This window comes from Methylophilus sp. 5 (assembly GCF_000515275.1).
Taxonomy (GTDB): domain Bacteria; phylum Pseudomonadota; class Gammaproteobacteria; order Burkholderiales; family Methylophilaceae; genus Methylophilus.
In genome coordinates this window covers 702,979-726,138 of the sequence record NZ_KI911560.1, presented here as the reverse complement: position 1 = coordinate 726,138, position 23,160 = coordinate 702,979, and the positions used below count along the sequence as shown (strand labels likewise).

The window sequence follows — 23,160 nt, the reverse complement described above, 5'->3', positions numbered from 1 at the left end:
CTCTTGTACAATTCAAGTATAACATACTGCTAAAAATCAACGATTGCTCAGGTAATAAACTCATGAACGCAACATTAAAAAAAACTTTGCTGGTGTTGGGCGTCCTTTTAAGCCAGGTCACCTTGTCTCATTATACTTTGGCGGGTCAAACCAATGTAGAGCTGCGTGAAATTAACCAGCTGTCAGAGCAGGGCAATCAGGCGGCCGCGCTGGAGCGTGTGAATAGTTACTTGTCTGCCAACCCCAAAAATGCTGAAGCCATGTTTATGCGTGGCGTCATTCTGGTGGAGTTAGGCAAGCGCGATGATGCCATCAAGTCGTTTACTGAGTTGACAGAAAAGTACCCTAATTTGCCCGAGCCTTATAATAATCTGGCGGTGTTATACGCAGACCAGGGTCAGTATGACAAGGCTAGAAAAGCGCTGGAGTCGGCCATTAAAACGCATCCAAGCTATGCTACTGCGCATGAAAATCTGGGCGATATCTATGCACGGCTGGCGTCTGAGGCTTATGATAAAGCGCTCAAACTCGACACCTCAAATAGTCGTGCACAAGGCAAGCTGGCGATGATTACCGATTTGTTCGGTGGCAAACGTGCCGTTGCGCGTACGACCAACACCGTGCCGCCTGCGCTAGCTGCCACGCCTGGTGTGACACCACCTGTGAATGCTGTACCAGCTAACCCGCCAGCCACGCCGTCGTCAGTAACGCCAACACCTCCGGTTGCAGTGGCGCCGCCAGTCGTAGCTGAGACCAAAAAGCCTGCTGTGGTTGAATCTAAACCAGTCGAAGCCAAGCCAGCCAATGATCATCAGGAGCGTGCGGTACTGGATGCGGTTAACAGCTGGGCAGATGCCTGGACGGCGCAGAATGTAGATAAATACCTGGATAGCTACGCCAAAGACTTTAAAACGCCTGCGGGTGAATCACGCAAGCAGTGGGAATCTACCCGCCGTGATCGTATCAGCCGTCCAAGCAAAATTTCGGTCAAACTGAGCAATCTGGCTGTGAAAATCGAGAGTGATGCTGCAGCCAAGGTGACATTCCGTCAGGTGTACAAAGCAACTGGCCTGGACGCAAACTCGAATAAAACGCTCAATCTGGTGAAAGAAGGAAGTCGCTGGGTGATTCAGCAGGAGCGCGTCGGTAAGTTCTAAGTTAATTCTAGGCGTGCCGCGATAGGTGAAACACCTGTAAAAACGCTAAATAAGGGGCGAATTTGGCTGGTTAAGCGCACAAGAATTTAATTAAAAAAATGTATAATATCGGTATGAGGAGTTTAAGAAAGTACTGCTATATTGCGTTTGTCAGTGCTGCGCTATTGCCTTGGAATGCAACCGCGGTTAACCATGAGGCGTTAACTGCGCGTTTGTTTGTCCAAAATAAGAACACCAATGCGGTTGAACGCATGCTGGTGCAAGCTCTGCAATCGATTAAAGAAGGCCGCTTGCAACAAGCGCTGGATTACGTTGATCAGTTGTTGACGATCTCCCCCAATTTTGCCCTTGCGCATTTAATTCATGGCGATTTGCTCTCTGCCAAAGCCCGCATATTAAACAATTTTGGTGATGCCAATGTGGCCGATGTCACCAGAATTCAGGATTTCAAAGAAGAAGCGGAAATCCGTATCCGCAACTATTTTGACCGCAATCGTGGCTTGACGCAGCCCAATATGCTGGTCGAGTTGTCAGAAAAACAAAGCCACGTTTTGTTTGTCGATACGGCGCGTTCACGCTTGTATGTGTATGAAAAAGGCGAGGGCGATGTGTTGCGCTATCTCGCCGACTACTATGTCACCATTGGTAAAAACGGCATCGGTAAAAAAGACCAGGGCGATAAACGCACGCCGATCGGTGTTTACTTTGCCTCGCGCAAACTCAATCGCCCGTTGCCGGACTTGTATGGCGATGCTGCCTATCCACTGAATTATCCTAATGAAATCGATAGCTACGAGCGTAAAACTGGCTCTGGAATATGGATTCACGGTACGCCCAGGGATACTTACAGCCGCCCGCCACGTGCCAGTGATGGTTGTGTGGTGTTGTCTAACCCGGACATGAAGGCCTTGCAAGAGGTGTTGCAGGTCGGCAATACGCCGGTGGTGATTGGTGTCAATTTTCAGTGGGTGAATCCTGATGCCTTGCGTCAGCAAGATCGTGCTAAGACTGACTTGAAATCAGCCATTGAGCACTGGCGCAAAGATTGGGCGGCGCAAAATACCGAGGCTTACCTGTCGCATTACACCAGCGACTTCTTCTATTCTGAGGGTGATTTGTCGCGCTGGGCTAGCTATAAGCGCCAGATTCAGGCCGCCAAACCTAAAGTGAGTGTCAACCTGACTGAGGTCAGCATGTTCACTTATCCGAACTCCAAGCGCAATATGGTGGTCGTAGATTTTGAGCAGGAATATGTGAGTGCTGCCTTACGTAATGTCATGAAAAAACGACAGTACTGGGTGCAGGAGAATGGTGAATGGAAAATTTTGTACGAAGGATCAGCCTGATGCGTATGTTGTCTTGGATGTTAGGGTGTTGCCTGCTGGCTGCCGTGGGTGTGGCTAATGCGGCAACGCAAGTGATGTTTGAAACCAATCAGGGTAACTTTGCAGTGGAGGTTTACGCTGACAAAGCGCCTAAAACGGTCGAAAACTTTTTACAGTATGTGAAAGATGGTTTTTATACCAATACCATTTTTCACCGTGTGATTGGCCGCTTCATGATTCAGGGCGGTGGCTTTGATCGTGAGCTTACTGAGAAGCCAACGCGTGCGCCAGTGGTGAATGAAGCCGGTAATGGTTTGGTGAACCAGACTGGCACCATTGCCATGGCCCGCACGCAAGATCCTAACTCTGCGACTGCGCAGTTTTTTGTTAACGTGGCCGACAACCAATTTCTGGATTACAGCAGCCCCGAGCCAGACCGCATCGGTTATTGCGTGTTTGGCAAAGTGGTGTCTGGTATGGATGTGGTTTTTAAAATCAGCAATTTGCCAACTGGCAATCAGCGCGGTTTTTCGGATGTGCCGATTCGCTCGGTCATCATTAAACGTGCAACGATAGTGACTACCAAGTAACTATCATCAAAATAACTAGCATCACCCTCAATAAACGGAGAATATTTTGGTCAAACTGACTACCAATTTCGGCGATATTACGATCGAACTCAACGCAGAAAAAGCCCCGATTACCGTGGCTAACTTTTTGAGCTACGTGGAAAAAGGCTTTTATGATGGCGTGGTGTTTCATCGCGTGATTAACGACTTCATGATTCAAGGTGGCGGTTTTGACACCAACATGAAGCAAAAAGCGACTGATGCCACCATCAAAAATGAGGCTGATAACGGTTTGTCTAACGACAAATACACCTTGGCCATGGCCCGCACCATGGTGCCGGATTCAGCTTCTGCACAGTTTTTTATCAACGTAAAAGATAACGACTTCCTCAACTTCACTGCACCCACCAGCCAGGGCTGGGGATACTGTGTGTTCGGTAAAGTGGTTGAAGGGATGGACATTGTTGATAAAATCAAAGCAGTGCCAACCACTAATCGCGCAGGTCACCAAGACGTGCCAGTGGATCCAGTGATCATCGAAAAAGCCGTTGTGGTTGCCTAAGGCATGACCACCTGGATCATTTCTGATCTGCACTTATGTGCGCAAAGGCCTGCGGTAACGCAGGCTTTTTTGCATTGGTTGCGCACCGAGGTGGTAAAGGCCGAGGCGCTGTATATCCTCGGTGACTTTGTTGAGGTCTGGGTGGGTGATGATATCCTCGACCACCCGCAGCATGGCGCTGAGTTTGTGCCGATTGTGCAAACGTTGCGTGCGCTCGCGGACCGTGGCGTTAAGCTCTACTTTATGCACGGCAATCGCGATTTTTTAATTGGGCAACACTTTGCACTTGCTTGCGGGTTGCAGTTGTTGCCCGATCCCACGTTGCTGATATGGGGAGACACACGTGTTCTTTTGAGCCATGGTGATGCGCTGTGCACTGACGATGTGGCTTATCAGCAGTTTCGTACACAAGTGCGTAGCACGCAGTGGCAGCAGGCTTTTTTGGCGCAGCCACTCACGGCGCGCTTGGCCTTTGCTGAGCATGCGCGTCAGCAAAGCACACAAAACAAAGCCAGCTATAGCATGGACATCATGGATGTGAACGCCACCGCGGTGACCGCCTTGCTGCGCGAATATCACTATCCAGATGTGTTGTTGCACGGGCATACACACAGGCCAGGCAGCCATAGACTGGAAATTGACGGCCATGTCTGTGAGCGCATGGTGCTGGGTGACTGGCATGACCAGGCAGTATGTGCACGCCACGATCAGCATGGATTGCAGCCATATACGCTGTCATTGCTGACCTAGCCTTACGCATGCCTTGCCTGTTGCGATAAGGCAGAAATAACACCAATTAGGGATTTAATTCCTGCCATGATTGGTCAGACTCGCGTGTTACGCTTGTCGTTGAATAGACGCATCTTTTTATTCACCGATTTACTTTGCACCATGATTGAATATTGTTGTTAATGTCGCCAGGACTCTCCACTCACCGTAGACGCATTCTTTTTAGCTTGGCGCTGGTGTTGATTTACATCATCACGGGCAAGCTAGGCTTGATGCTGGCCGTGCCACCTGGCTATGCTTCCGCTATTTTTCCACCTGCCGGTATCGCTATTGCAGTGGCCTATATTGTTGGTCAGCGCGCACTGCCCGCTATTTTTTGCGGATCATTCATACTCAATCTTTGGGTCGGTTATGCTACCCATCATTCTTTCAGCGGCATCGGGCTCGCCGTAGCGCTATTGATCGCGGCTGCTTCAACGATACAGGCCTTATGCGGTGGCCTTTGGCTACGCCGCAACATCGCTTATCCCACCACATTAGATTCGCCCAGAGAGGTCATCTCTTTTTTGCTTTATGCGCCGCTGGTTTGTCTGGTCAGTGCCAGCTTGTCAGTCGCTGGTTTGTTTATGCTAGGCCAGGTGGATCAGCATCATTTATTCACCAGCTGGCTATCATGGTGGGTTGGCGACTTTTTGGGGCTGATGGTGATGCTGCCATTCACGCTGGTGGTGCTTGGCCAGCCACGGCCATTATGGCGAAAACGCCTGCAAACGGTCGCGGTGCCCATGCTGATATTGTTTGCCTTGCTGGTGGTGGCTTTTATCACGGCCAGCAGGTGGGAGCGAAAAGAGTCGTTGACCGAGTTTGATGGCCTTGCCAGCCAATTGTCGGAGCAACTGCGGGTGCGCCTAGAGTCGCAAGAGGCCGTGCTGGCGCAAATCAGCGCTTTGTTTACTTATCCTAAGGCCGACATTAGCCAAAGCGATTTTCGCAGCTTTGTGAAAGTCACGCTGGATAAGTACCCCATGATTTACGCCATTGAGTGGGTGCCTAAAGTCAGCCGGGCTGAGCGCGCCAATTTTGTGGCGCAGATGCAGTCAGAATTGCCTGGGTTTGATATCAGAGAACCAGGCCCGGATAACGAATGGCGTAGCGCAAAAACACGGCCTTATTATTTTCCGTTGACCTATATCGAGCCAAACACGGCCCAGTCACAACGTGTGGTCGGTTTTGATTTGGCCTCGCTGGATAATCGTAAGGTCACTATTTTGCAGGCCTTCAAGCAAAACACCACTGCCGTTACCGAGCCTATCCAGCTTTACCTGCATTCTGGCCATGAAACCGGCCTATTGTTGATGTATCCGGTACGCGGGCACCGCTATGAGGGTGTGGTGCAGACCGTGTTGGTCTCAAAGGATTTTTTTGGGGCTTTGTTTGCACCTACGCAGGCATTGTTGAATGTGCGCCTGGTCGAGGCTGAAAGCCAGGCCGTTGTGTATGCCGCAGTCACCGATGAGCAGTCTGATGTGGTATTTAGTCGTGACTTTAAATTTGGCACCAGGCATTACCGGCTTGATATCTCGCCTTCTAATCACTATTACGCCCGGCATCGGGGCTGGCAAAGCTGGAGCATGCTGGCAGTGGGGATTTTTTGTACCGGGCTGGTGGGGGCGATTTTGCTGATGGGCACCGGCTATACCGCCAGGGTGGTCGCGCTGGTGAATGAAAAGACACTGGCACTCAAGGAGAGCGCCGCCAGATTTCAGGAGATTACCGACACGTTGGGTGAGGGTATTTATGTCACTGATCTTTCTGGTGCGATTACATTTATCAACCCTGAAGCGCAGCGTTTGCTAGGCAGAGATCAAGACACATTGCTAGGTAAAAATGCCCATGTCTTGTTCCATTATAAAAAAGCGGATCATTCGCACTATGCCGAACATGCGTGCTTATTGTGCAATGTCATGAACAGTGGCCAGGTGGTTAAAACATCAGATGAAGTGTTATGGCGACAGGATGGCCAGCCCATTCATATTGATGTGACCTCGGTGCCGATTGTGCGCGATGGCCAGGTCAGTGGTGCGGTGGTGGTGTTTGATGACATCAGTTCGCGCAAAAAAACCGAGTCTGCGTTGCGTGCCAGTGAAAAAAGCTTTCGCGAGATTATGGAGTTTGCACCCATTGGCATGGCAATCGTTTCGCTCGAAGGACGCTTTACCAAGGTGAATCAGGCTTTGTGTAATATTGTCGGTTATCGTAATGAGGTGCTGCTGGCGACCACCTTTCAGGAGATTACGCATGCTGACGATTTAGCCAAAGATTTACAGTATGTACAGCAACTGCTGGCAGGTGACATCAACGCCTATCAAATGGAAAAGCGCTATATTCGTCAGGATAAAACACTGGTGTGGGTGCAATTGTCGGTGTCTATTTTTCGTGATGAAGAGCATGCACCACAGTATTTTATTGCCCAGATCGAAGATATTACTGCACGTAAGCATCAATATGACGAAGTTACCCAAGAGGCTTATTTTGATGCATTGACCGGCTTGCCTAATCGCAGAATGTTGCTCACCAGGTTGCATGAAGTGTATGCCCAGCGACAACATGTTCGTCAGGTTGCGGCGCTGCTGTTTCTGGATATTGACCACTTTAAGCATATCAACGATACGCTGGGGCATGATGTAGGCGATGGCCTGTTGAAAGAAGTGGCGGTGCGCTTGCAAAGCTGCTTGCGCCAGGGCGATACCGTCTCCAGGCTGGGGGGCGACGAATTTGTGATTCTGTTACCTGCCTTAAAGCAGCCCGAAGATGCTGAGCGTGTGGCTCAAAAAGTCATGCAAAGTTTTGTGCAGCCCGTTCACGTCAACGCCCATACCATTCAGATTGGTGCCAGCGTTGGTGTTGCCGTGTGTGCCGAAGGCGTGCAGGTGGCGGTGGTAGAGTGGATGAAAAAGGCAGATCAGGCGATGTATGAAGCCAAAGGCGCTGGCAGAAATCGCTATCACATTGATTTAGTGTGAGCACATGCATCATGCACCCAATAAAAAAGCCCTGTGTTCAGGGCTTTTTTATATTCATGCGTCAGCGATTAGCGCTTGAACTCGTGTGGTCTGACCTGGGCCGCAATTTTATCCAGCACGCCGTTAATGTATTTGTGGCCATCAATGCCACCATAGGCTTTGGCCAGCTCAACGCCTTCGTTAATGGCAACGCGGTAAGGAATGCTCACATCAAACATGAGTTCGTAACCGGAAATGCGCAAAATAGCATGTTCAATCGGGCTCAGCTCTTCTAGCTGGCGGTCAATAAACTGGCTGATCATGGCATCAATGTCGGTGGTGTGATCGAGTACGCCAGTCAGTAGCAGTTTGAAGTAAGTCTCGTCCGCTTTAAAGTAATCAGGGTCGTCCAGGCTATCCAGGCGCAGTTGTTTCACATCACCAGCGTTCATGCGATTGCGATAGAGTGCTTTGAGTGCCAGCTCGCGCGATTTACGACGATTTTTGCTGCCTTTGCTTTTGGCCGGTGCAGCCTGGCCCTGATTTAGCGCTGCTTTATCTTCACTCATAGTGCGCTCACTAAATTTGCCATTTCAATGGCGGCTTGTGCTGCCTCAGCGCCTTTAATGGCAACGCGCACTTCTGCTTGTTCGTCGTTTTCTGTGGTCAAAATAGCGTTGGCAACCGGCACGCCGGTGTCGCGTTGCACTTCTGAAATACCGCGGGCAGACTCGTTAGAGACCACTTCAAAGTGGTAGGTTTCACCGCGAATAATCGCGCCAATGGCAATCAGCGCATCAAACTCTTCTGTTAACGCCATATGTTGCAAAATCAAGGGTGTTTCTAGCGCGCCAGGCACGGTCGCCAGGGTGATATCTTCCGCTTTTACGCCCAGTTTGAGCAGTTCTTGTTCGCAGGCTTGCAGCAAACCTGCGCCAATATTTTCATTAAAGCGAGAGAGAACGATACCGATTTTTTTACCGGCACCGTCCAGATTTTGGGCAATTTTGTTCACTTGTGCATCCGTGGGTTAAAACATAAAGCGCTATTTTAACCCAAACCGCCAGCTTGCGGATTATGCGAATAATGACCAGGCTTTTTGAACCGTCATCCAGATGCCGTAGCTGATTGGAATCAGGACCGCCAGCCAGGCCAGCTTGACCAGGATGCCAGGCGTTTTCTGGTCATTTTGGCCAACACTCACTGTCTCGTTAGCGGTTGTTTTGCCACTACTTTGTTCTGCTGCTAGCTCGCTGTCTGACATGAAATATTTGTCAGCGACTGGCCGCACCAGCAAGTTGGCAACAAAGCCAATCCCAAGGAGTGCCGCCAGCGTCATGAAGATAGGCGCATAAATATCCGCATAAGCGACGTTGGCTTCCAGTCGCACGTCGTGCAGGTAGTTGACAATCACCGGGCCAAGAATGCCCGCAGTGGACCAGGCAGTAAGCAGGCGACCATGAATGGCGCCGACAAACTGGGTACCAAACAAGTCAGCCAGATAGGCTGGGATTGTTGCAAAACCACCGCCATACATCGAGGCAATGATGCAAAACACCAGCAGGAACAAGGCCAGTTGATGGTGGTTGGCCGCGTACGTGCCGCAGATATACATCATGATGCCGAGGACAAAAAAGATGAAGTAGGTTGTTTTACGGCCCAGCTTGTCTGAGGAGGTGGCCCAGCCGATACGGCCAAAAATATTAAACAGTGAAATCAGCCCGACAAATCCGGCGCCTACTGCTGCTGCGGCAGCTGTGAGCGCTTCATCTGCCTTGATGTCGGCAAAACCAAGCGTTGGTTGGCCAATCAGCACGCCGCCAAACGTTTCCTGCAACATAGGCGCGGCGGCACCAATAATGCCAATCGCGGCCGATACATTCATGCATAAAATGAGCCAAAGCAGCCAAAACTGCGGCGTTTTGTGTGCGTTTTTTAAGTGCACGTGCCGTGTGGCGACTAAACGGTTGTGTTGTGTGTCTGGCGGCGTCCAGCCAGCCGGTTTCCAGTTGGCGGCGGGCACGCGATAACCCAGTGAACCGCAGGTCATAAATACCGCATAAATCAAGGCCAGTACGACAAAGGTTTGCCACACTCCAGGGGCAGTTGGCGTGGCAAAAAAGCTCATGAGCTTGGTGGCCAGTGGCGAGCCTATCATGGCGCCGCCGCCAAAGCCCATAATCGCCAGGCCAGTCGCCATGCCGCGGCGATCAGGAAACCATTTAATCAGGGTCGAGACCGGTGAAATATAACCCAGCCCCAGGCCGATGCCGCCAATGACGCCACTGCCTAGCCACATCATCCACAACTGGTGTTGATACACACCGAGGGCAGAAATAAGCAAGCCACCGCACCAGCAAAGCATGGCAACCAGGCCTGCTTTGCGCGGGCCTGCACGTTCCAGCCAGCCGCCCCAAAGAGCAGCCGAGCAGCCGAGCAGCACAAAAAACAGGGTATACATCCAGCCTAAGTCAAACTGGGTCCAGTTACAGTCGGTGGCGGTGAGCGCTTTGGCTGTGCCAGCCAATTTGTCGGCAAATGTGCTGGCGCCAGCGGCGCAGGCAGCAACTGGTTTGCCATCTGGCCCAGTGAGCGCGTTGCCCAGTGGTTTCCAAAACACGCTAAAGCCATAAGCCATGCCGATTGAGAGGTGTACCGCCAATGCCGCTGGTGGGACTAGCCAGCGATTGTAGTGGTTGCCGGCCGTGATATGTTCTTTGGAGAGATTGAGCAAGATTAAAACCCTTTATTTACATCCGTTACATCTTGTTACAATTTGCCTCAAAAGGCAATAACAGCAAAATTAAATTTATGTGATGTTGTCATTAAAATGTCATAATTCATTCATAAACTGGCGAGCATTCAATCAATACTTTGATCTCAATATTGCTTAAAGGGAATGTCATGGCAGCAGCGAATATTTTGGTGGTAGAGGACGAACCGGCGATTCAGGAATTGCTGGCGTTAAATATCAAACAGGCGGGACATCACGCTATCCGTGCCACCAGCGTTGAACATGCACAAATGTTGTTGCGCGAAACGATGCCAGACCTGATTTTGCTGGACTGGATGTTGCCAGGCATGAGTGGCATTGAGTTTGCACGTCGCTTAAAATCAGACAGCCTGACCAAAGAAGTGCCGATTATCATGCTGACCGCACGTGGCGACGAGTTTGATAAAGTGCGTGGACTTGAAGTCGGCGCCGATGATTATGTCACCAAGCCATTTAGCCCGCGTGAGCTGAATGCGCGTATCAAAGCCGTGTTGCGCAGACGTGCACCGCAAATGACCGATGATCCGATTGAAATTGCCGGCTTGCATCTGGACCCCACCACGCATCGCGTGACGGGTCATAATGTGCATATTCCACTGGGCCCGACTGAGTTTAAATTATTACACTTTTTTATGACTAACCCTGAGCGCGTGCACAGCCGCACGCAATTGCTGGACAAAGTCTGGGGTGACCGCGTGTTTGTTGAAGACCGCACGGTGGACGTGCATATTCGTCGCTTGCGTAATGCACTGGTCGCGTCCAAACATGAAGAAATGATTCAAACGGTGCGTGGTTCCGGCTATCGTTTCTCGGTGCATACTGACCCTGGGCACTAATCAGGCAGCGTACCTAGTCTGATCAATATTTTTTTGAGCGTGGCAGGGCTGACGCTCTATCCTCGGGCTGGGTGTCGTGATACGCTTGCGCGTGTTGATTTTTCACGATTAAATAGCCCATGAAACACCTCTTTGCCCACGGTTGCACCGCTGCCACGTATCGCTGGTTGATACGTTTTTTTTGGCTGGCGTTGATCATGTGGGTAGCACTCACTTTCCGCCAGCACGGCATCAGCAACGACGAGTATGTGCAGCATACTTACGGCCAGATGCTGCTTGACTGGTATCAGTCCGGCTTTAAAGACCAGGACGCTTTTCACTACCGCAATCTTTATCTGTACGGTGGCCTGTTCGACATCATCGCCGCGGCGCTGGATCCCTACATCCCCATTATGATCTGGGATATTCGCCACTTGCTGTCTGCACTATTTGGCTTGCTCGGTTTTTACGGTGTTTCAAGATTCGCCCATTTGCTGGGTGGCGAGCGCTTGGCGCTGTTGGCCATGAGCCTGTTGTTTCTCACTGTGTCGTGGTCTGGCACCATGTTTACCCATACCAAAGATGTGCCGTTTGCCACCTGCATGTTATGGGCGTTGTATGCCACGGCACTGGTGGTGCGTGACATGGAAAATGTCAGTGGCAAAGCCATTGTCTTGCTTGGGTTTGCGGTTGGCGGGGCGCTGGGCTTGCGCGTTGGCGGTGCCTTTGCCGTGATTTACCTGGTGCTGCTGGTGATATTGCGTGTCTTGCTGGATTATAAACAGGCACGTACGCCCATCTGGTCACGGCTACTGCGTATGGTGGTGGTCTTGCTGCCGGCGGCCGTGCTGGCGTTTGTTTTCATGGCCATGTGCTGGCCGTGGAGTGTGATTGAGCCTGATAACTTGCTGGAGGCGGCCAAGTCATTCTCCCACTTTGACTTTAACATGCAGACCATTGCCAATGGCGTGGTCTACAATATCAGCGAGGTCCCACGTAGCTACCTGTTTCAATATCTGGCGGTCAAACTGCCAGAAGCTGCCTTGCTCGGTATATTGAGCATTCCATTACTGTGGCTCGCAGGCAGACATGCTGTGTGTCTAGCCGATCAGCCAACACGCATGACCATGCTCACTTTATTGGTCGGTATTTTGTTCCCGCTGGTGTTCGTGATGGATGACCGGCCAGCGTTGTATAACGGCGTGCGCCACTTTACCTTTTTGTTGCCTTTGCTAGCGATTTTTTCGGCCTGGGCAATCGTGGCGGTTTGGCAGGCATTGGCGCAGAGTCGTTTGCATGCGCGTGCCGCTTACCAGGCACTCTGGGCGGGTGTCATCAGCGGTTTAATGCTGGTCACCCTGGTGGATATTGTCCAACTGCATCCATACCAATATGTCAGGCTCAACCGGCTGGCGGGGGAGCATGCGCAGTTCAAGTGGGAGGGCGATTATTGGTCAAGCGCGCTGCGTGTCGCTACCGACCAACTCACCGAGATGAAGTTGCCCGCACGCGACAAACCTTACTGGGTGGCCGCTTGTGTCGATACGCCACAAATCGAACCCTACCTGGATGGCCGTTTTAGTGTGACGCGCCGCTGGGATGAAGCCGATTTTTTCCTCTCCACCACCAATATGCATTGCCATGACGTCATGAAGGGCAAGCTGATCGGCGGCGTACAGCGGCAGGGCATGTGGCTGGCGGTGATTAAAGACCGGCGCCACTTGCAAGGGGCTGACCGTCTGGCCAGCCCGGCCAAAAACTAGTAGCGATTCGCTACAATAAGCGCAGTGAACCTGCTAATGTGATTGCCATGACAACTGTTGACTCTCATCGCTCTGCCACCCAGCCGCATATTACGGTGATGGTGCCCGCTTACAATGAAGAAAAAAATATTGCGCACACGCTGCAAAATATCCGTAGTGTATTGCAACAAATGTCACCCCACTGGGACATGGTGGTGGTTGATGATGGCAGCCGTGACCAGACCTCACAGGTTGTGCAGTCGCTGGTAGAAGATTGCCATGTCACCCTGGTCAGGTTTTCGCGTAATTTTGGTAAAGAAAATGCGATTAGTGCAGGCCTCAGCTACGCCAAAGGCGACGTAGTGATCTGCATGGATGCAGATGGTCAGCATGCTTCTGAACTCATGTTTACCATGCTGGAAAAGTGGCGTGAAGGCTACGACATGGTGTACGCCGTGCGTCAGGACCGTGAACAGGAGTCTTCGTTTAAATTGTGGGGCTCGCGTCTGTTTTACCGCATGATGAGTGCCAGCACGCATGTAGAGATTCCACGTGATGCCGGGGATTTCCGCCTGATGAATCGCCAGGTAGTTGATGCGCTGTGCGCACTGCCAGAGCGTAACCGCTTTATGAAGGGTATTTATGCCTGGGTCGGTTATAAATCCATAGGTATCCCTTACACGCCTTTGCCGCGATTGCACGGCGAAAGTGCCTATTCAAAACTCAAGTTGATTGCCTTGGCGTGGACGGGCATCACCAGTTTTTCTGTTTTACCTTTACGCCTGGCCAGCTTAACCGGCGCGACACTGGCCTTATTGGCTTTTGCCTATGGCGCAGTGGTGGTGATTGATGCCTTGTTTTTCCATGAGTCTGTGCCTGGTTGGCCAACCGTGGTGGCCAGTATGATGTTTTTTGCTGGTGTGCAGCTGTTATTTATTGGCGTGCTGGGCGAATACCTGGCGCGCGTGTATGACGAAGTCAAAGGCCGCCCGCCTTATATTGTGGCCGAAGTCGTTGCACCCGCTTCGTCCAGTCGCCAGCCTTGAGTGTTGATATGCGCGCCTCTGTGTTAGGGTTTGTCAGTGTTGGCGCTTTGGCGGCGGCCGTGCATTATATCGTGGCATTGCTGGCGCACGCCTGGGGCTGGCAGCCTGCGGGCGCTAACTGGTTAGGGTTCTTATGTGCGTTTCCGGTCAGTTATCTTGGCCATCGTCGCTGGTCATTTCGTGGCACGCAAGCCAGTCATATGAGTGCATTCCTCAAGTTTCTGGCGGTGGCTTTGCTCGGTTTTGTGGGTAATCAGGCCTTGTTGTGGCTGGCCTTAACTTACACCGCATTGCCTTTCTGGTTTGTGCTTGGTGTCGTGATGGTGTTGATTGCGGTGAGCACCTGGCTGCTGAGTCGCTTTTGGGCCTTTAAGCATGATTAAGAGGGTTTATGGCTAAGGTCATTATTTGTGCAGATGACTATGCGCAGTCGGCAGAGATCGATGCCGCTATTTTGACCCTGATTGAGCGGGGCATTTTGACGGCGACGTCTTGTATGACCCTGAGTCCGCGCTGGCCTGCCAGCGCCAGACAACTCAGCCCACAGTTGCGCACGAAAGCCGACCTCGGACTACACCTCGACTTCACCCAGTTTTCGCAAACCATACGCGCGCCGCACCCAGTGCTGGTCGTGCGTAGTTTGCTTGGCTTGCTCAGCACACAAAAGGTGATGGCCAATATCAAGCAACAGCTGGATGCTTTTGAAGATGCGTTACATATGCCGCCAGATTACATTGATGGCCATTTACACGTCCATCAGCTGCCAATCATCCGCGAGGCACTACTCACCATTTTGCAACATCGATACAGCCACTTGGCCCCGGCCGAGCGGCCATGGCTGAGGATCTCCAGCCCTCCAGTAGGTAGTGGCCTCAAGGCAAGAATGATTCATTGGTTAGGCGCACAAACATTCAAGCAATTGGCCGCTGCGGCTGGGTTCCGCGTGTCGCCCGTCTTGTTGGGCGTGTATGACTTTCAGGGCGATGCCGCCGCGTATCAGGCGCATTGGCTGATGTGGGCCAGACAGCTCAAGCAACTGCTGCCCGCGTCTGACCACAGCCTGCCGCCAGTGCTGATGTGCCACCCGGCGCGGCCAACACGCGTCATCGACCCGCATGATCCGATTGCGATTGCCAGAATGATCGAGTGGCAAGTGATGCAATCGGCTGATTTTTCTGCCTGGCTAGCCATGGCGGATGTACAGCCGGTAAAAGGGTTGATGAAAGGTGCGCATTGAGTTTGCTGCAAACATGGGCAAGCCATGCCCCACTTTGGCAACGTGCGGTGTTAGCGCTGTTGCTCGGCGTATTCACGGTGCTTGGCTTTGCCCCCTATGGATTATTTTGGTTACCTTGGCTCACCTCAGTCGGGCTACTCTGGTTGTGGCAACAGGCCGCAACACCCGCGCAGGTATTTAAACTAGGGCTGGCTTTTGGCCTCGGGCTGTATGGGCTAGGCATTTACTGGATTTATATCAGCCTGCATACTTTTGGTGGCATGCCGTGGTGGTTTGCCGGATTTTGCACTTTTTGCCTGTGTGCATTTATGGCGCTGTTTCCAGCGCTTGCGGGTTACCTGGCGAAGCGGCTCGGTCATTTATTGTTTGCGGCACCACTTTTGTGGGCCTTGTCAGATTGGGTGCGCAGCTGGATTTTTACTGGCTTCCCCTGGCTCACACTGGGCTACAGTCAGGCCCCGGATAGCCCGCTGGCTGGCTTTTTTCCTGTCATCGGTGTGTATGGCGTGTCAGCGCTGGTGATGCTGTTCGCTACCTGCTTGCTCATCGTGGCTACGTCAGGCCCACGTTTGCGCGCAGCGGGCGGGGTGGCTGTTTTGCTTATCGGCGGTAGCCTGCTCACCCAGCTGCCGTGGACTCAAGCTGTTGGCAAGCCTGTCAGTGTCGCCTTGTTGCAAGGCAATATCAGCCAGACTATTAAATGGTCGCCCGAACATGCAGAGCAGACCTTGCGCCAATATTTCGACATGGTGCAGCAAGCAAACGCACAATTGATTGTCTTGCCAGAAACCGCCTTACCCGTGTTGCTCGAGCAGTTAGCCCCTGCTTATCTGGATGCGCTCAAACAACACGCACAAAGCCAGCAGGCTGACTTGCTGATCGGGGTGGTCGAGAGCAAACAGGGCGAGTATTTTAATAGCGCCATCAGCCTTGGCGCATCACCGACACAATCCTACTCCAAAAGCCATTTGGTGCCGTTTGGCGAATATATTCCGCTTAAAAGCGTGTTTGGCTGGATTTACCGCGACTGGCTGCATATGCCGCTCAGCGATTTATCGCGCGGCACCTCTAAAAAACCATTGTTAATCGCCGGGCAAAAAGTGGGCGTGAATATTTGCTACGAAGACGTATTTGGTGACGAAATCGCACAACAGCTGCCACAAGCCGAGTTGTTGGTGAATATCAGTAACGACGCCTGGTACGGGCAGTCGTTTGCCGCGGATCAGCATATGCAGTTTAGCCAGGTGCGTGCGATAGAAACCGGGCGTATGGTGTTGCGTAGTACTAATACTGGCGCGACGGCGATCATCGATACGCATGGCCAGGTGTTGCAGCATGTAGCGCATGACCAAGCGGTGATATTGACCGGGGATGCGCAAAGTTATAGTGGGCAGACGCCTTTTGTTTGGTGGGGGAACTGGGCGTTTCTGGTGTTGAGTGTTGGTGGGTTGTTGTTGATTTGGCGGAGAAGGTGATTCTTTAGGTGGCGTTTCTTTTCGCTTTTTCAGCGAGTTACTTTTCTTTGCTTGCCCAAAGAACAAGTAACCAAAAGAAATGCACCCCAGCTTCCGCTTGATTCCTGTGCTACTCGGCTTGTCGGGCGGCCATCGAAACTCAACCTGGCAGCTCACACAAATCGTGAGCTGCTGCGGGATTCGGACAGCCGATGGCCGACAACTCCCGTCAACCCTGCGTTGCTCGGCGCGTCAGATGGGGACCCCGAACACCATGCGACTGCAACCGTTAGTGAATTGAATAAAAGAATTTCTTTTTTGTACGGTCCAAACCTTTGAGATGCTAGTTTGGCGAGATAAATCCCATTCCATCACGCTGAGTAGCGGAGACAAAATAAGAGAAGAGGGAGCGACTGTCCGAGTTCCGCAACAAGCCACGAAGTGTGTGGCTTGTCAGGGCGAGTTTCGTGACCGGCTTATGCCTAAGTCCAGCAAAGCATCGGACGAAAGTCCTAATTTGAGCAACGCAAGGGAGCCGTAGGCCGTGATGGCTGGGTGCCCTCTTTTTGGTTACTTTTTTGGGGCAAGCAAAAAAAGTAACTCGCCAACAAGGCGAAAAAATCATTACATTAATCCGCCAATCTCCAGTTTCTTAAGAATTACTTTCCTAGTCAATCCACTTTCTCTTTACCAAAAAAATGCTGATACAAGATCGGCAATACAAACAACGTCAAGAATGTTGCCGTGATCAACCCGCCAATCACCACAATCGCCAATGGCCGTTGAATCTCCGCTCCTGGCCCTGTTGCAAACAATAACGGAATCAAGCCAAATGCGGTAATGCTGGCCGTCATCAGCACCGGCCGCAGGCGTCGTTTGGCGCCTTCATAAGCAATCTTGCTCGCCGCCATGCCTTGCGCCGCTAACTGCTGAAAATGACTGACCATCACTACGCCATTGAGTACGGCGATGCCTAGCAAGGCAATAAAACCAACCGAGGCGGGCACGGACAAATACTCGCCTGACAGCCACAGTGCAAAGACGCCGCCTATCATGGCAAACGGGATGTTGGCGAGTATCAGCAGCGCTTTGGGCAGCGAGCCAAAGGTCATAAATAGCAGCAGGGCGATGAGCGCAATGGCCATTGGGATGACGATGCTCAGACGTGCAGCGGCGCGTTGCTGGTTCTCGAACTGGCCGCCCCATTTTAACCAGTAGCCTTCTGGTAGTTTGACTTGCTGGGCGACCTTTTGCTTTGCTTCTTCGACAAAGCTCACCAAATCGCGGCCTTTGACGTTGGCGGTGACCACCACCATGCGGTTGCCGCGCTCACGGTCGATTTTGACCGGGCCTTCTTCACGCACAATGCTGGCAACACTGGTGAGAGGCACCGTGTCGCCTTGTGGTAAGGCAAGCATAAGCTGACTGAAGTCTGATGACGATTCACGCACGACCTGGCTGCCGCGCAGCAAAATAGGCGTGCGGCGGTTGCCCTCAAGTACGATGCCCAGTAGTTTGCCTTCTAGCTGGCTTTGCAAGAGGGTGTTGATGTCGGCGATGCTTAAGCCCAGCCTGCCTGCGGCCACGCGGTCGATTTTAATCTGCAGGTACTGCACGCCACTGTTTTGTGGCGTGTAAACATCCTGATTACCGGGTACGGCTTCCAGCACTTTGATGATTTGCTGGGCGGTTTGATTAAGTACGTTGAGGTCGGTGCCAAAGATCTTTAGCGCTAAGTCACCGCGTACGCCTAAGATCATTTCATTGACGCGCAATTCAATCGGTTGCGAAAAGTTGTAATCCAGGCCGGGGATGCCCTGCATGACCTGGCGTAGTTTATTGATCAGGGCCGCTTTGTCCGGCACTTGCCATTGCTCACGCGGTTTGAGTATAAGGAAATTATCACTCTGGTTAATGCCCATCGGATCCAGCCCCAGTTCGTCGGATCCCACCCTGGAGTAGACGCCCTTAATTTCAGTGACTTGCTGCAACAAGGTTTGTTGCAGATGCGTATCGGTGGCAATGCTTTGCGATAAGGCGATGGATGGCAGCTTCTCGGTGCCGATAATGACGTCGCCTTCGTCCATGGTGGGCATAAAGGTTTTGCCGATGAGCGGATACACCAGCACTGTGAGTAGCAGTAATAGGCCGGCGGTGGCTAACACCGCGCGTTTGTATTGCATGGCTGTAGACAATGCGCGAGCATACCAGCGATTGAGGTGGCGGATTAGCCATGGGTCTTCAGCGGCATGGTTTTGAATCAGGAACGATGCCAGCACCGGGATAATGGTCAGTGACAGCAGCAGCGACGAGCCTAGCGCAAACATAATGCTGAGCGCGACCGGGGCAAACAGTTTACCTTCCAGGCCTTGCAAGGTCAGCAACGGTAAAAACACCGTAATAATAATCACGATGCCTGCGCTGACTGGCACACTGACTTCACGCATGGCGGTGACAATGATGCTGAGCTTAGTTTGGGCTTGTTTTTCTGGTGCATGTGCCAGGTGGTCGACGATGTTTTCTACCACCACCACGGCAGAGTCGACCAGCATGCCGATGGCAATCGCCAGCCCGCCTAAAGACATCAGGTTGGCTGACATGCCGTAATACTGCATGAGCCAAAAGGTGGCCAGCATCGCCATTGGCAATGCGCAGGCCACGGTGAGTGCGGCGCGCAGATTGCCCAAAAACAACACCAGTAAAATAAGCACCAGGGCCACGGCCTCCACAAGCGCTTTGTTCACCGTGTGTACGGCACGCGCAACCAGGTCGCCTCTATCGTAAAACACCTGGATAGTAACGTCTTTTGGCAAGCTGGGCGCAATTTCAGCCAGCTTGGCGCGGACGCCTTCGACCACTTGCCGCGCATTTGCACCGCGCAAGCCAAGCACCAGGCCTTCGACAGCCTCGCCTTTGCCATTGCGGGAGACGGCGCCATAGCGTGTCAGTTCACCTATACGCACTTCAGCTACATCGGCAATGCGTACCGGGCTGCCAATGTGGCCTTTAATCACCGTGTTGCTGACGTCATCCAGCGTTTTAAAGGCACCTTCTGCGCGCACCAATAGTGACTCTTCACCATCTTTGAGGCGGCCTGCGCCATCGTTGCGGTTGTTGTCGCTAATGGCTTGCTGCAATTCACTCAGCGCGATGCCACGCGCTTGCAGTTTGGCGTTATCGGGCACAATTTCAAAGCTGCGCACTAGCCCGCCAAGGGCATTTACATCGGCCACGCCGGGCACGGTGCGCAGGCGTGGGCGTATCACCCAATCAAGCAACGAGCGTTTTTCTTGCAGGCTCAGTGTGTCAGACTCAATGGTGAACATAAACATCTCGCCCAACGGTGTGGTCATGGGCGCAATGCCGCCGGAGATGTCGGTGGGCAGGTTTGGCCAGGCATTATTGAGCCGCTCGGTGACTTGCTGGCGCGCCCAATAAATATCCGTGCCATCTTCAAAATCAATAGTGATGTCGGTCAGCGCATATTTGGCTACGGCCCGTAAACTGGTCTGTTTGGGGATGCCCAGCATTTCGACTTCAATCGGCGCTGTAATCCTGGCTTCGACTTCTTCCGGTGTCATGCCCGGTGATTTGATGATGATTTTGACCTGGGTAGAAGACACATCCGGGAAGGCATCAATCGGAATGCTTTGATACGCAGCCCAGCCTGCAAACAGCAAACCAATGGCAAACACGCAGACCAGCAAGCGCTGTTTAAGTGAGGTTTCTATTAGCCAATTTAACATGGTTTACTCCCCACCCAGGCCTAGCCAATGGCCTTTTAACGCCGCTACGCCTTGCACGGCGATGCGTTCATTGCCATGCAAAGCAGCTTGCACTATTAATTGCTGGTCTTGCTCGAGGACGATTTTCACCGGCGTGACTGCAATGCCTTTGGCCTGCTGCACAAAGATCACTGCTTGTTCGCCTTGCCTGGCCACCGCGCTTCTCGGTACCGTAAAGCTGGCTTGAGCCGTGTTCTCAACCAATGCCACCTCAACGATTTGGCCGACCGAGAGTTGCTCGGCGCCTTGGCTAATCGACGCTCGCACTTGTGTGGTTTGATTATTTTTATTCAATTGCCGCAATACGGTGTCAATGTTGGCGCTCAGATGTTGCTTGGGTAAGCGCACCATGTTGCCTGGCTTGAGCCGTTGTGCTTGCGCCAGCGGCACTTGTATCATCAGCCATAAAGGTTTGGGGTTACTAATGGTGTAAATCGGCGTTGCCATATCCACCCGTGCGCCTACGGCTTGCTGCTGCTCTATAATTTGGCCGTTGATTGGCGCGATAATCGCCATGCCGTTTTGCATGGTACGTTTTTGTGCCAGCTGCTGAATCTGGCGTTCGCTCATGCCTGCCAGTTGCAAGGTTTGTTTGTGTTCATGCATCAGCGCCTGGCTGGTTTCATAAGCACTTTGAGTTTCTTGCAGGCGTCGCTGGGCAATAATGCCATCCTGAAATAACGCCTGGTCGCGTTTGAGTGCCTGCGCCTGCAGTCTGGCCTGCGTGTCGCTTTGTAAATAGCCGCTTTGTAATGCCACCAAATCCGGGCTGCTCAGCTGGCCAATCACTTGCCCCTGTTTGACCATGTCGCCAACGCTTGCGCTGAGTTGGGTAATGAGCCCGCCTTGTGCTGCGGTGACCACGCGGGTTTGTGTGGGCGGTAGCACCACTTCTGCCGGATAACTGGCAGATAAGCCCTTGTTTTGTGCTTGCAGCGGGCCCCATTGCACTTGCATTTGTTGTAATTGCGCCGCAGAGAGTGGCAAGACGGTGGCTGCTAATGCGTTGCATGACACACCAGCAAACATGATTAAAAAAAGAATTCTTTTCATGGGAGGACTCCTACGGCCTGATTGTATTTGGCAATGTTCCATTGCACTTGTAGCTGCTGGCTGCTCAAACTGCGTTCAGCTTCAAACGCCAGCAGTTGCAGGCGTAATAATTGGTTGAGATCAAGTTCGCCTAAGCGGTAAGCTTTGCGTGCCAGCGTAGCGTTTTCACTGGCGATGGCTTGCTGCTGTTGAATTAGCGCGAGCTCCTGGCGGCTAACGTGCAGGTTATGTTCAGCTTCGTGCAGGTTGTTTTCCAGTTGGCGTCGTAACGTTTCCAGTTGGTTGCGTGCATCGCCTATGGTCTGCTCGGCATTGGCCAGCAAAGGCGCGCGATGGACTTCACTTTGCAGCGGAATATTAATGGCCACGCCCATGCTGGAGTTGTAGGCGTAGTCAAAGCCGCCCTGAATGGTGCGCGTGCTCAGGGTAAGTTGCGGGTTTTGCCGCTGCTCTATCATGGTTAAGTCGCGCTGGCCTTCGGCCAGTTTGAGCCTGGCTTGTGCGGCTTGCCAATAGGGTGAGTCTGCGTAGTCTTCACGGGTAGATAGCGACTCTTCCAGCCTGGCTGGCATGTCGCTTAAGCCCGTGAGTTGCTGGTAGCGAAACTGCGCGTGCATGAGTTCGGCATGGGCTGTCACGCGTTGGCGCTCGGCTTGCAGCGTCTCTTGCTCTACCTGCATGACCTCTAGCCTCGCTACCTCTCCTGCCTTAAAGCGCTTTTGTACATCTTGAGTCAGGCTGTGCATGGTGATGCGGCGGTTTTCAACCACGTTGACATCATTGCGGCGCATGGCAATCTCCCATACCGCGTTGCGTAACAGGTCGGCGGCCAGTTGCTGCAAGCCCGCGCGGTCTTGTGACAGGCTATCGTCCGTCAGGCTTGCTACCTGGCTACGCGCCTGGCGTTGCCCTGGTAACCAGATCGGGATTTGTAGCTGCGCTTGCCATTCACGTTCATCACGATTGCTCATTAAGGCATCGTTTTGATGTGAAAAGCCGACCGATGGTGCTTGCGGCAGCCAGCTGTTGGCCATGGTCCGGCGTGCCTGCACCATCTGCTGGTGCGCAGCTAGCAATGATTGTTGCGGATGGATAGCCACCACCTGCAGCAATACCTCGTGCAAGCTTAATTGAGGGTTAGTTAAAACGGTGTCTTCATGGTCGCTGGCCTGGCTCGCCATGCTTTCGGCCGAGGCGACCGCTGCATAGCCCACCGCAAGCCATGCGCAGCATGCGATTAAGAGGGAGCGACAGACTCCTTTGAGTAGTTGAAACATAGATTCTCCTGAACAAAACAGGCAAGCGGATGGCTAATGCCAACCGATGCAACAATGTGATGTTCAGGCGTGAGGCGGGCCGCGAGGGCTGTGGCGGTTGAGCGGGGATGAATGTCGGGCTTTGTCGTGTTGCTGTTGTTGCAGCTGACGACGTGGTGCCAGTAAGCATGCTGACAGCAGCAATAGCACCGGCAAAATGGCAACAAAGCCCAGATCGGCGTAGCTATCTATTAGCGTCAGCAGTGTATTGTTTTCTGTGATGGCCTGACCCAGGCTGATGATTTGGCCGTGCGACTTGTCAGAGTGCATATGCCAGTGAAACGGATGTTGTGACTCTGCCGCTTCGGTATGCAAGGCTGGAATATCAACCATATGCATATGCGGGCCGTCGTCGGCCGCGGTGTCACCTGCCGCATGGGCGTGCAGCAGTGGCGCGATGGTTTGCAGCAAGGCAAACCACAACGTCAGCAACAATACCCATGTGCGATAAGATTTCATGCGTCTAATTTATCAAATTTTCTGTGATGCCACAATCGCAAAAAACTGTGAAAAAACCATTCAACTCTGAGAGTCGAGCTGCAATGCGATTTCTTAACCCAGTCTGAATCAGGTAAAATATTCGTTTTACAATTAA

At 52.3% G+C, this 23,160-nt stretch carries 19 protein-coding genes; 12 read left to right on the top strand and 7 right to left on the bottom strand.

Annotation, left to right across the window (positions count from 1 at the left end; all coding sequences use genetic code 11):
* Positions 1–62: 62 nt before the first annotated feature.
* The 6 genes from METH5_RS0103295 to METH5_RS0103270 all read left to right on the top strand — a co-directional run bounded on the left by METH5_RS0103295 (position 63) and on the right by METH5_RS0103270 (position 7,365).
* Positions 63–1,157, top strand: coding sequence for a tetratricopeptide repeat protein (locus METH5_RS0103295; RefSeq protein WP_029147169.1), 1,095 nt, complete (start codon positions 63–65; stop codon positions 1,155–1,157).
* Between the two features lie 113 nt (positions 1,158–1,270).
* Positions 1,271–2,503 (top strand): L,D-transpeptidase family protein, encoded by a 1,233-nt coding sequence (locus METH5_RS0103290; RefSeq protein ID WP_232410925.1) that lies wholly within the window; start codon positions 1,271–1,273, stop codon positions 2,501–2,503.
* Complete coding sequence (locus tag METH5_RS0103285; RefSeq protein WP_029147167.1) at positions 2,503–3,072, top strand: peptidylprolyl isomerase; 570 nt, start codon at positions 2,503–2,505, stop codon at positions 3,070–3,072. Before METH5_RS0103290 ends, METH5_RS0103285 begins: the two co-directional genes overlap by 1 nt.
* Positions 3,073–3,118: 46 nt before the next feature.
* Positions 3,119–3,613, top strand: a complete 495-nt coding sequence (locus METH5_RS0103280) for a peptidylprolyl isomerase (RefSeq protein WP_029147166.1) — start codon at positions 3,119–3,121, stop codon at positions 3,611–3,613.
* A gap of 3 nt (positions 3,614–3,616) precedes the next feature.
* Positions 3,617–4,363 (top strand): UDP-2,3-diacylglucosamine diphosphatase, encoded by a 747-nt coding sequence (locus METH5_RS0103275; protein WP_029147165.1) that lies wholly within the window; start codon positions 3,617–3,619, stop codon positions 4,361–4,363.
* A 161-nt stretch (positions 4,364–4,524) separates the two neighbouring features.
* The gene (locus tag METH5_RS0103270) at positions 4,525–7,365 is read left to right on the top strand and encodes a diguanylate cyclase domain-containing protein (protein WP_029147164.1); all 2,841 of its coding nucleotides are present in this window, start codon (positions 4,525–4,527) and stop codon (positions 7,363–7,365) included.
* A gap of 68 nt (positions 7,366–7,433) precedes the next feature.
* Here METH5_RS0103270 and nusB read toward each other — a convergent pair whose 3' ends face one another.
* From nusB to METH5_RS0103255, 3 genes are read right to left on the bottom strand one after another with little or no spacing between them, the layout of a single operon-like run.
* Positions 7,434–7,913, bottom strand: coding sequence for a transcription antitermination factor NusB (gene nusB, locus METH5_RS0103265; protein ID WP_029147163.1), 480 nt, complete (start codon positions 7,911–7,913; stop codon positions 7,434–7,436).
* Positions 7,910–8,359, bottom strand: coding sequence for a 6,7-dimethyl-8-ribityllumazine synthase (gene ribH / locus METH5_RS0103260; RefSeq protein WP_029147162.1), 450 nt, complete (start codon positions 8,357–8,359; stop codon positions 7,910–7,912). Before ribH ends, nusB begins: the two co-directional genes overlap by 4 nt.
* Positions 8,360–8,419: 60 nt before the next feature.
* Positions 8,420–9,982, bottom strand: a complete 1,563-nt coding sequence (locus METH5_RS0103255; protein WP_036308115.1) for an OFA family MFS transporter — start codon at positions 9,980–9,982, stop codon at positions 8,420–8,422.
* 266 nt (positions 9,983–10,248) lie between these two features.
* Here METH5_RS0103255 and phoB point away from each other — a divergent pair, with 266 nt between their 5' ends.
* From phoB to lnt, 6 genes are all read left to right on the top strand, one after another.
* A complete protein-coding gene (gene phoB / locus METH5_RS0103250; protein WP_029147160.1) occupies positions 10,249–10,953 on the top strand; it encodes a phosphate regulon transcriptional regulator PhoB in 705 nt (234 codons plus the stop codon).
* A 119-nt stretch (positions 10,954–11,072) separates the two neighbouring features.
* Entirely contained in the window at positions 11,073–12,695 is a 1,623-nt protein-coding gene (locus METH5_RS0103245) for a hypothetical protein (RefSeq protein ID WP_029147159.1), read from the top strand.
* A gap of 47 nt (positions 12,696–12,742) precedes the next feature.
* Entirely contained in the window at positions 12,743–13,720 is a 978-nt protein-coding gene (locus tag METH5_RS0103240; protein ID WP_029147158.1) for a glycosyltransferase family 2 protein, read from the top strand.
* 8 nt (positions 13,721–13,728) lie between these two features.
* Positions 13,729–14,103 carry a GtrA family protein gene (locus METH5_RS0103235; RefSeq protein ID WP_029147157.1) on the top strand — a complete coding sequence of 125 codons (375 nt, stop codon included), beginning with the start codon at positions 13,729–13,731 and terminating at the stop codon, positions 14,101–14,103.
* Positions 14,104–14,111: 8 nt separating this feature from the next.
* Positions 14,112–14,957 (top strand): ChbG/HpnK family deacetylase, encoded by an 846-nt coding sequence (locus tag METH5_RS0103230; RefSeq protein WP_029147156.1) that lies wholly within the window; start codon positions 14,112–14,114, stop codon positions 14,955–14,957.
* Complete coding sequence (gene lnt, locus METH5_RS0103225; protein ID WP_029147155.1) at positions 14,954–16,432, top strand: apolipoprotein N-acyltransferase; 1,479 nt, start codon at positions 14,954–14,956, stop codon at positions 16,430–16,432. Before METH5_RS0103230 ends, lnt begins: the two co-directional genes overlap by 4 nt.
* Positions 16,433–17,082: 650 nt before the next feature.
* Here the strand turns inward: lnt and METH5_RS0103220 are convergent.
* The 4 genes from METH5_RS0103220 to METH5_RS0103205 form a co-directional block, all read right to left on the bottom strand.
* The gene (locus METH5_RS0103220) at positions 17,083–20,157 is read right to left on the bottom strand and encodes an efflux RND transporter permease subunit (RefSeq protein ID WP_029147154.1); all 3,075 of its coding nucleotides are present in this window, start codon (positions 20,155–20,157) and stop codon (positions 17,083–17,085) included.
* A gap of 3 nt (positions 20,158–20,160) precedes the next feature.
* Complete coding sequence (locus METH5_RS0103215; RefSeq protein ID WP_029147153.1) at positions 20,161–21,249, bottom strand: efflux RND transporter periplasmic adaptor subunit; 1,089 nt, start codon at positions 21,247–21,249, stop codon at positions 20,161–20,163.
* Complete coding sequence (locus METH5_RS0103210; RefSeq protein ID WP_029147152.1) at positions 21,246–22,526, bottom strand: TolC family protein; 1,281 nt, start codon at positions 22,524–22,526, stop codon at positions 21,246–21,248. Before METH5_RS0103210 ends, METH5_RS0103215 begins: the two co-directional genes overlap by 4 nt.
* A gap of 63 nt (positions 22,527–22,589) precedes the next feature.
* Positions 22,590–23,024, bottom strand: a complete 435-nt coding sequence (locus METH5_RS0103205; RefSeq protein ID WP_029147151.1) for a hypothetical protein — start codon at positions 23,022–23,024, stop codon at positions 22,590–22,592.
* Positions 23,025–23,160 lie beyond the last annotated feature (136 nt).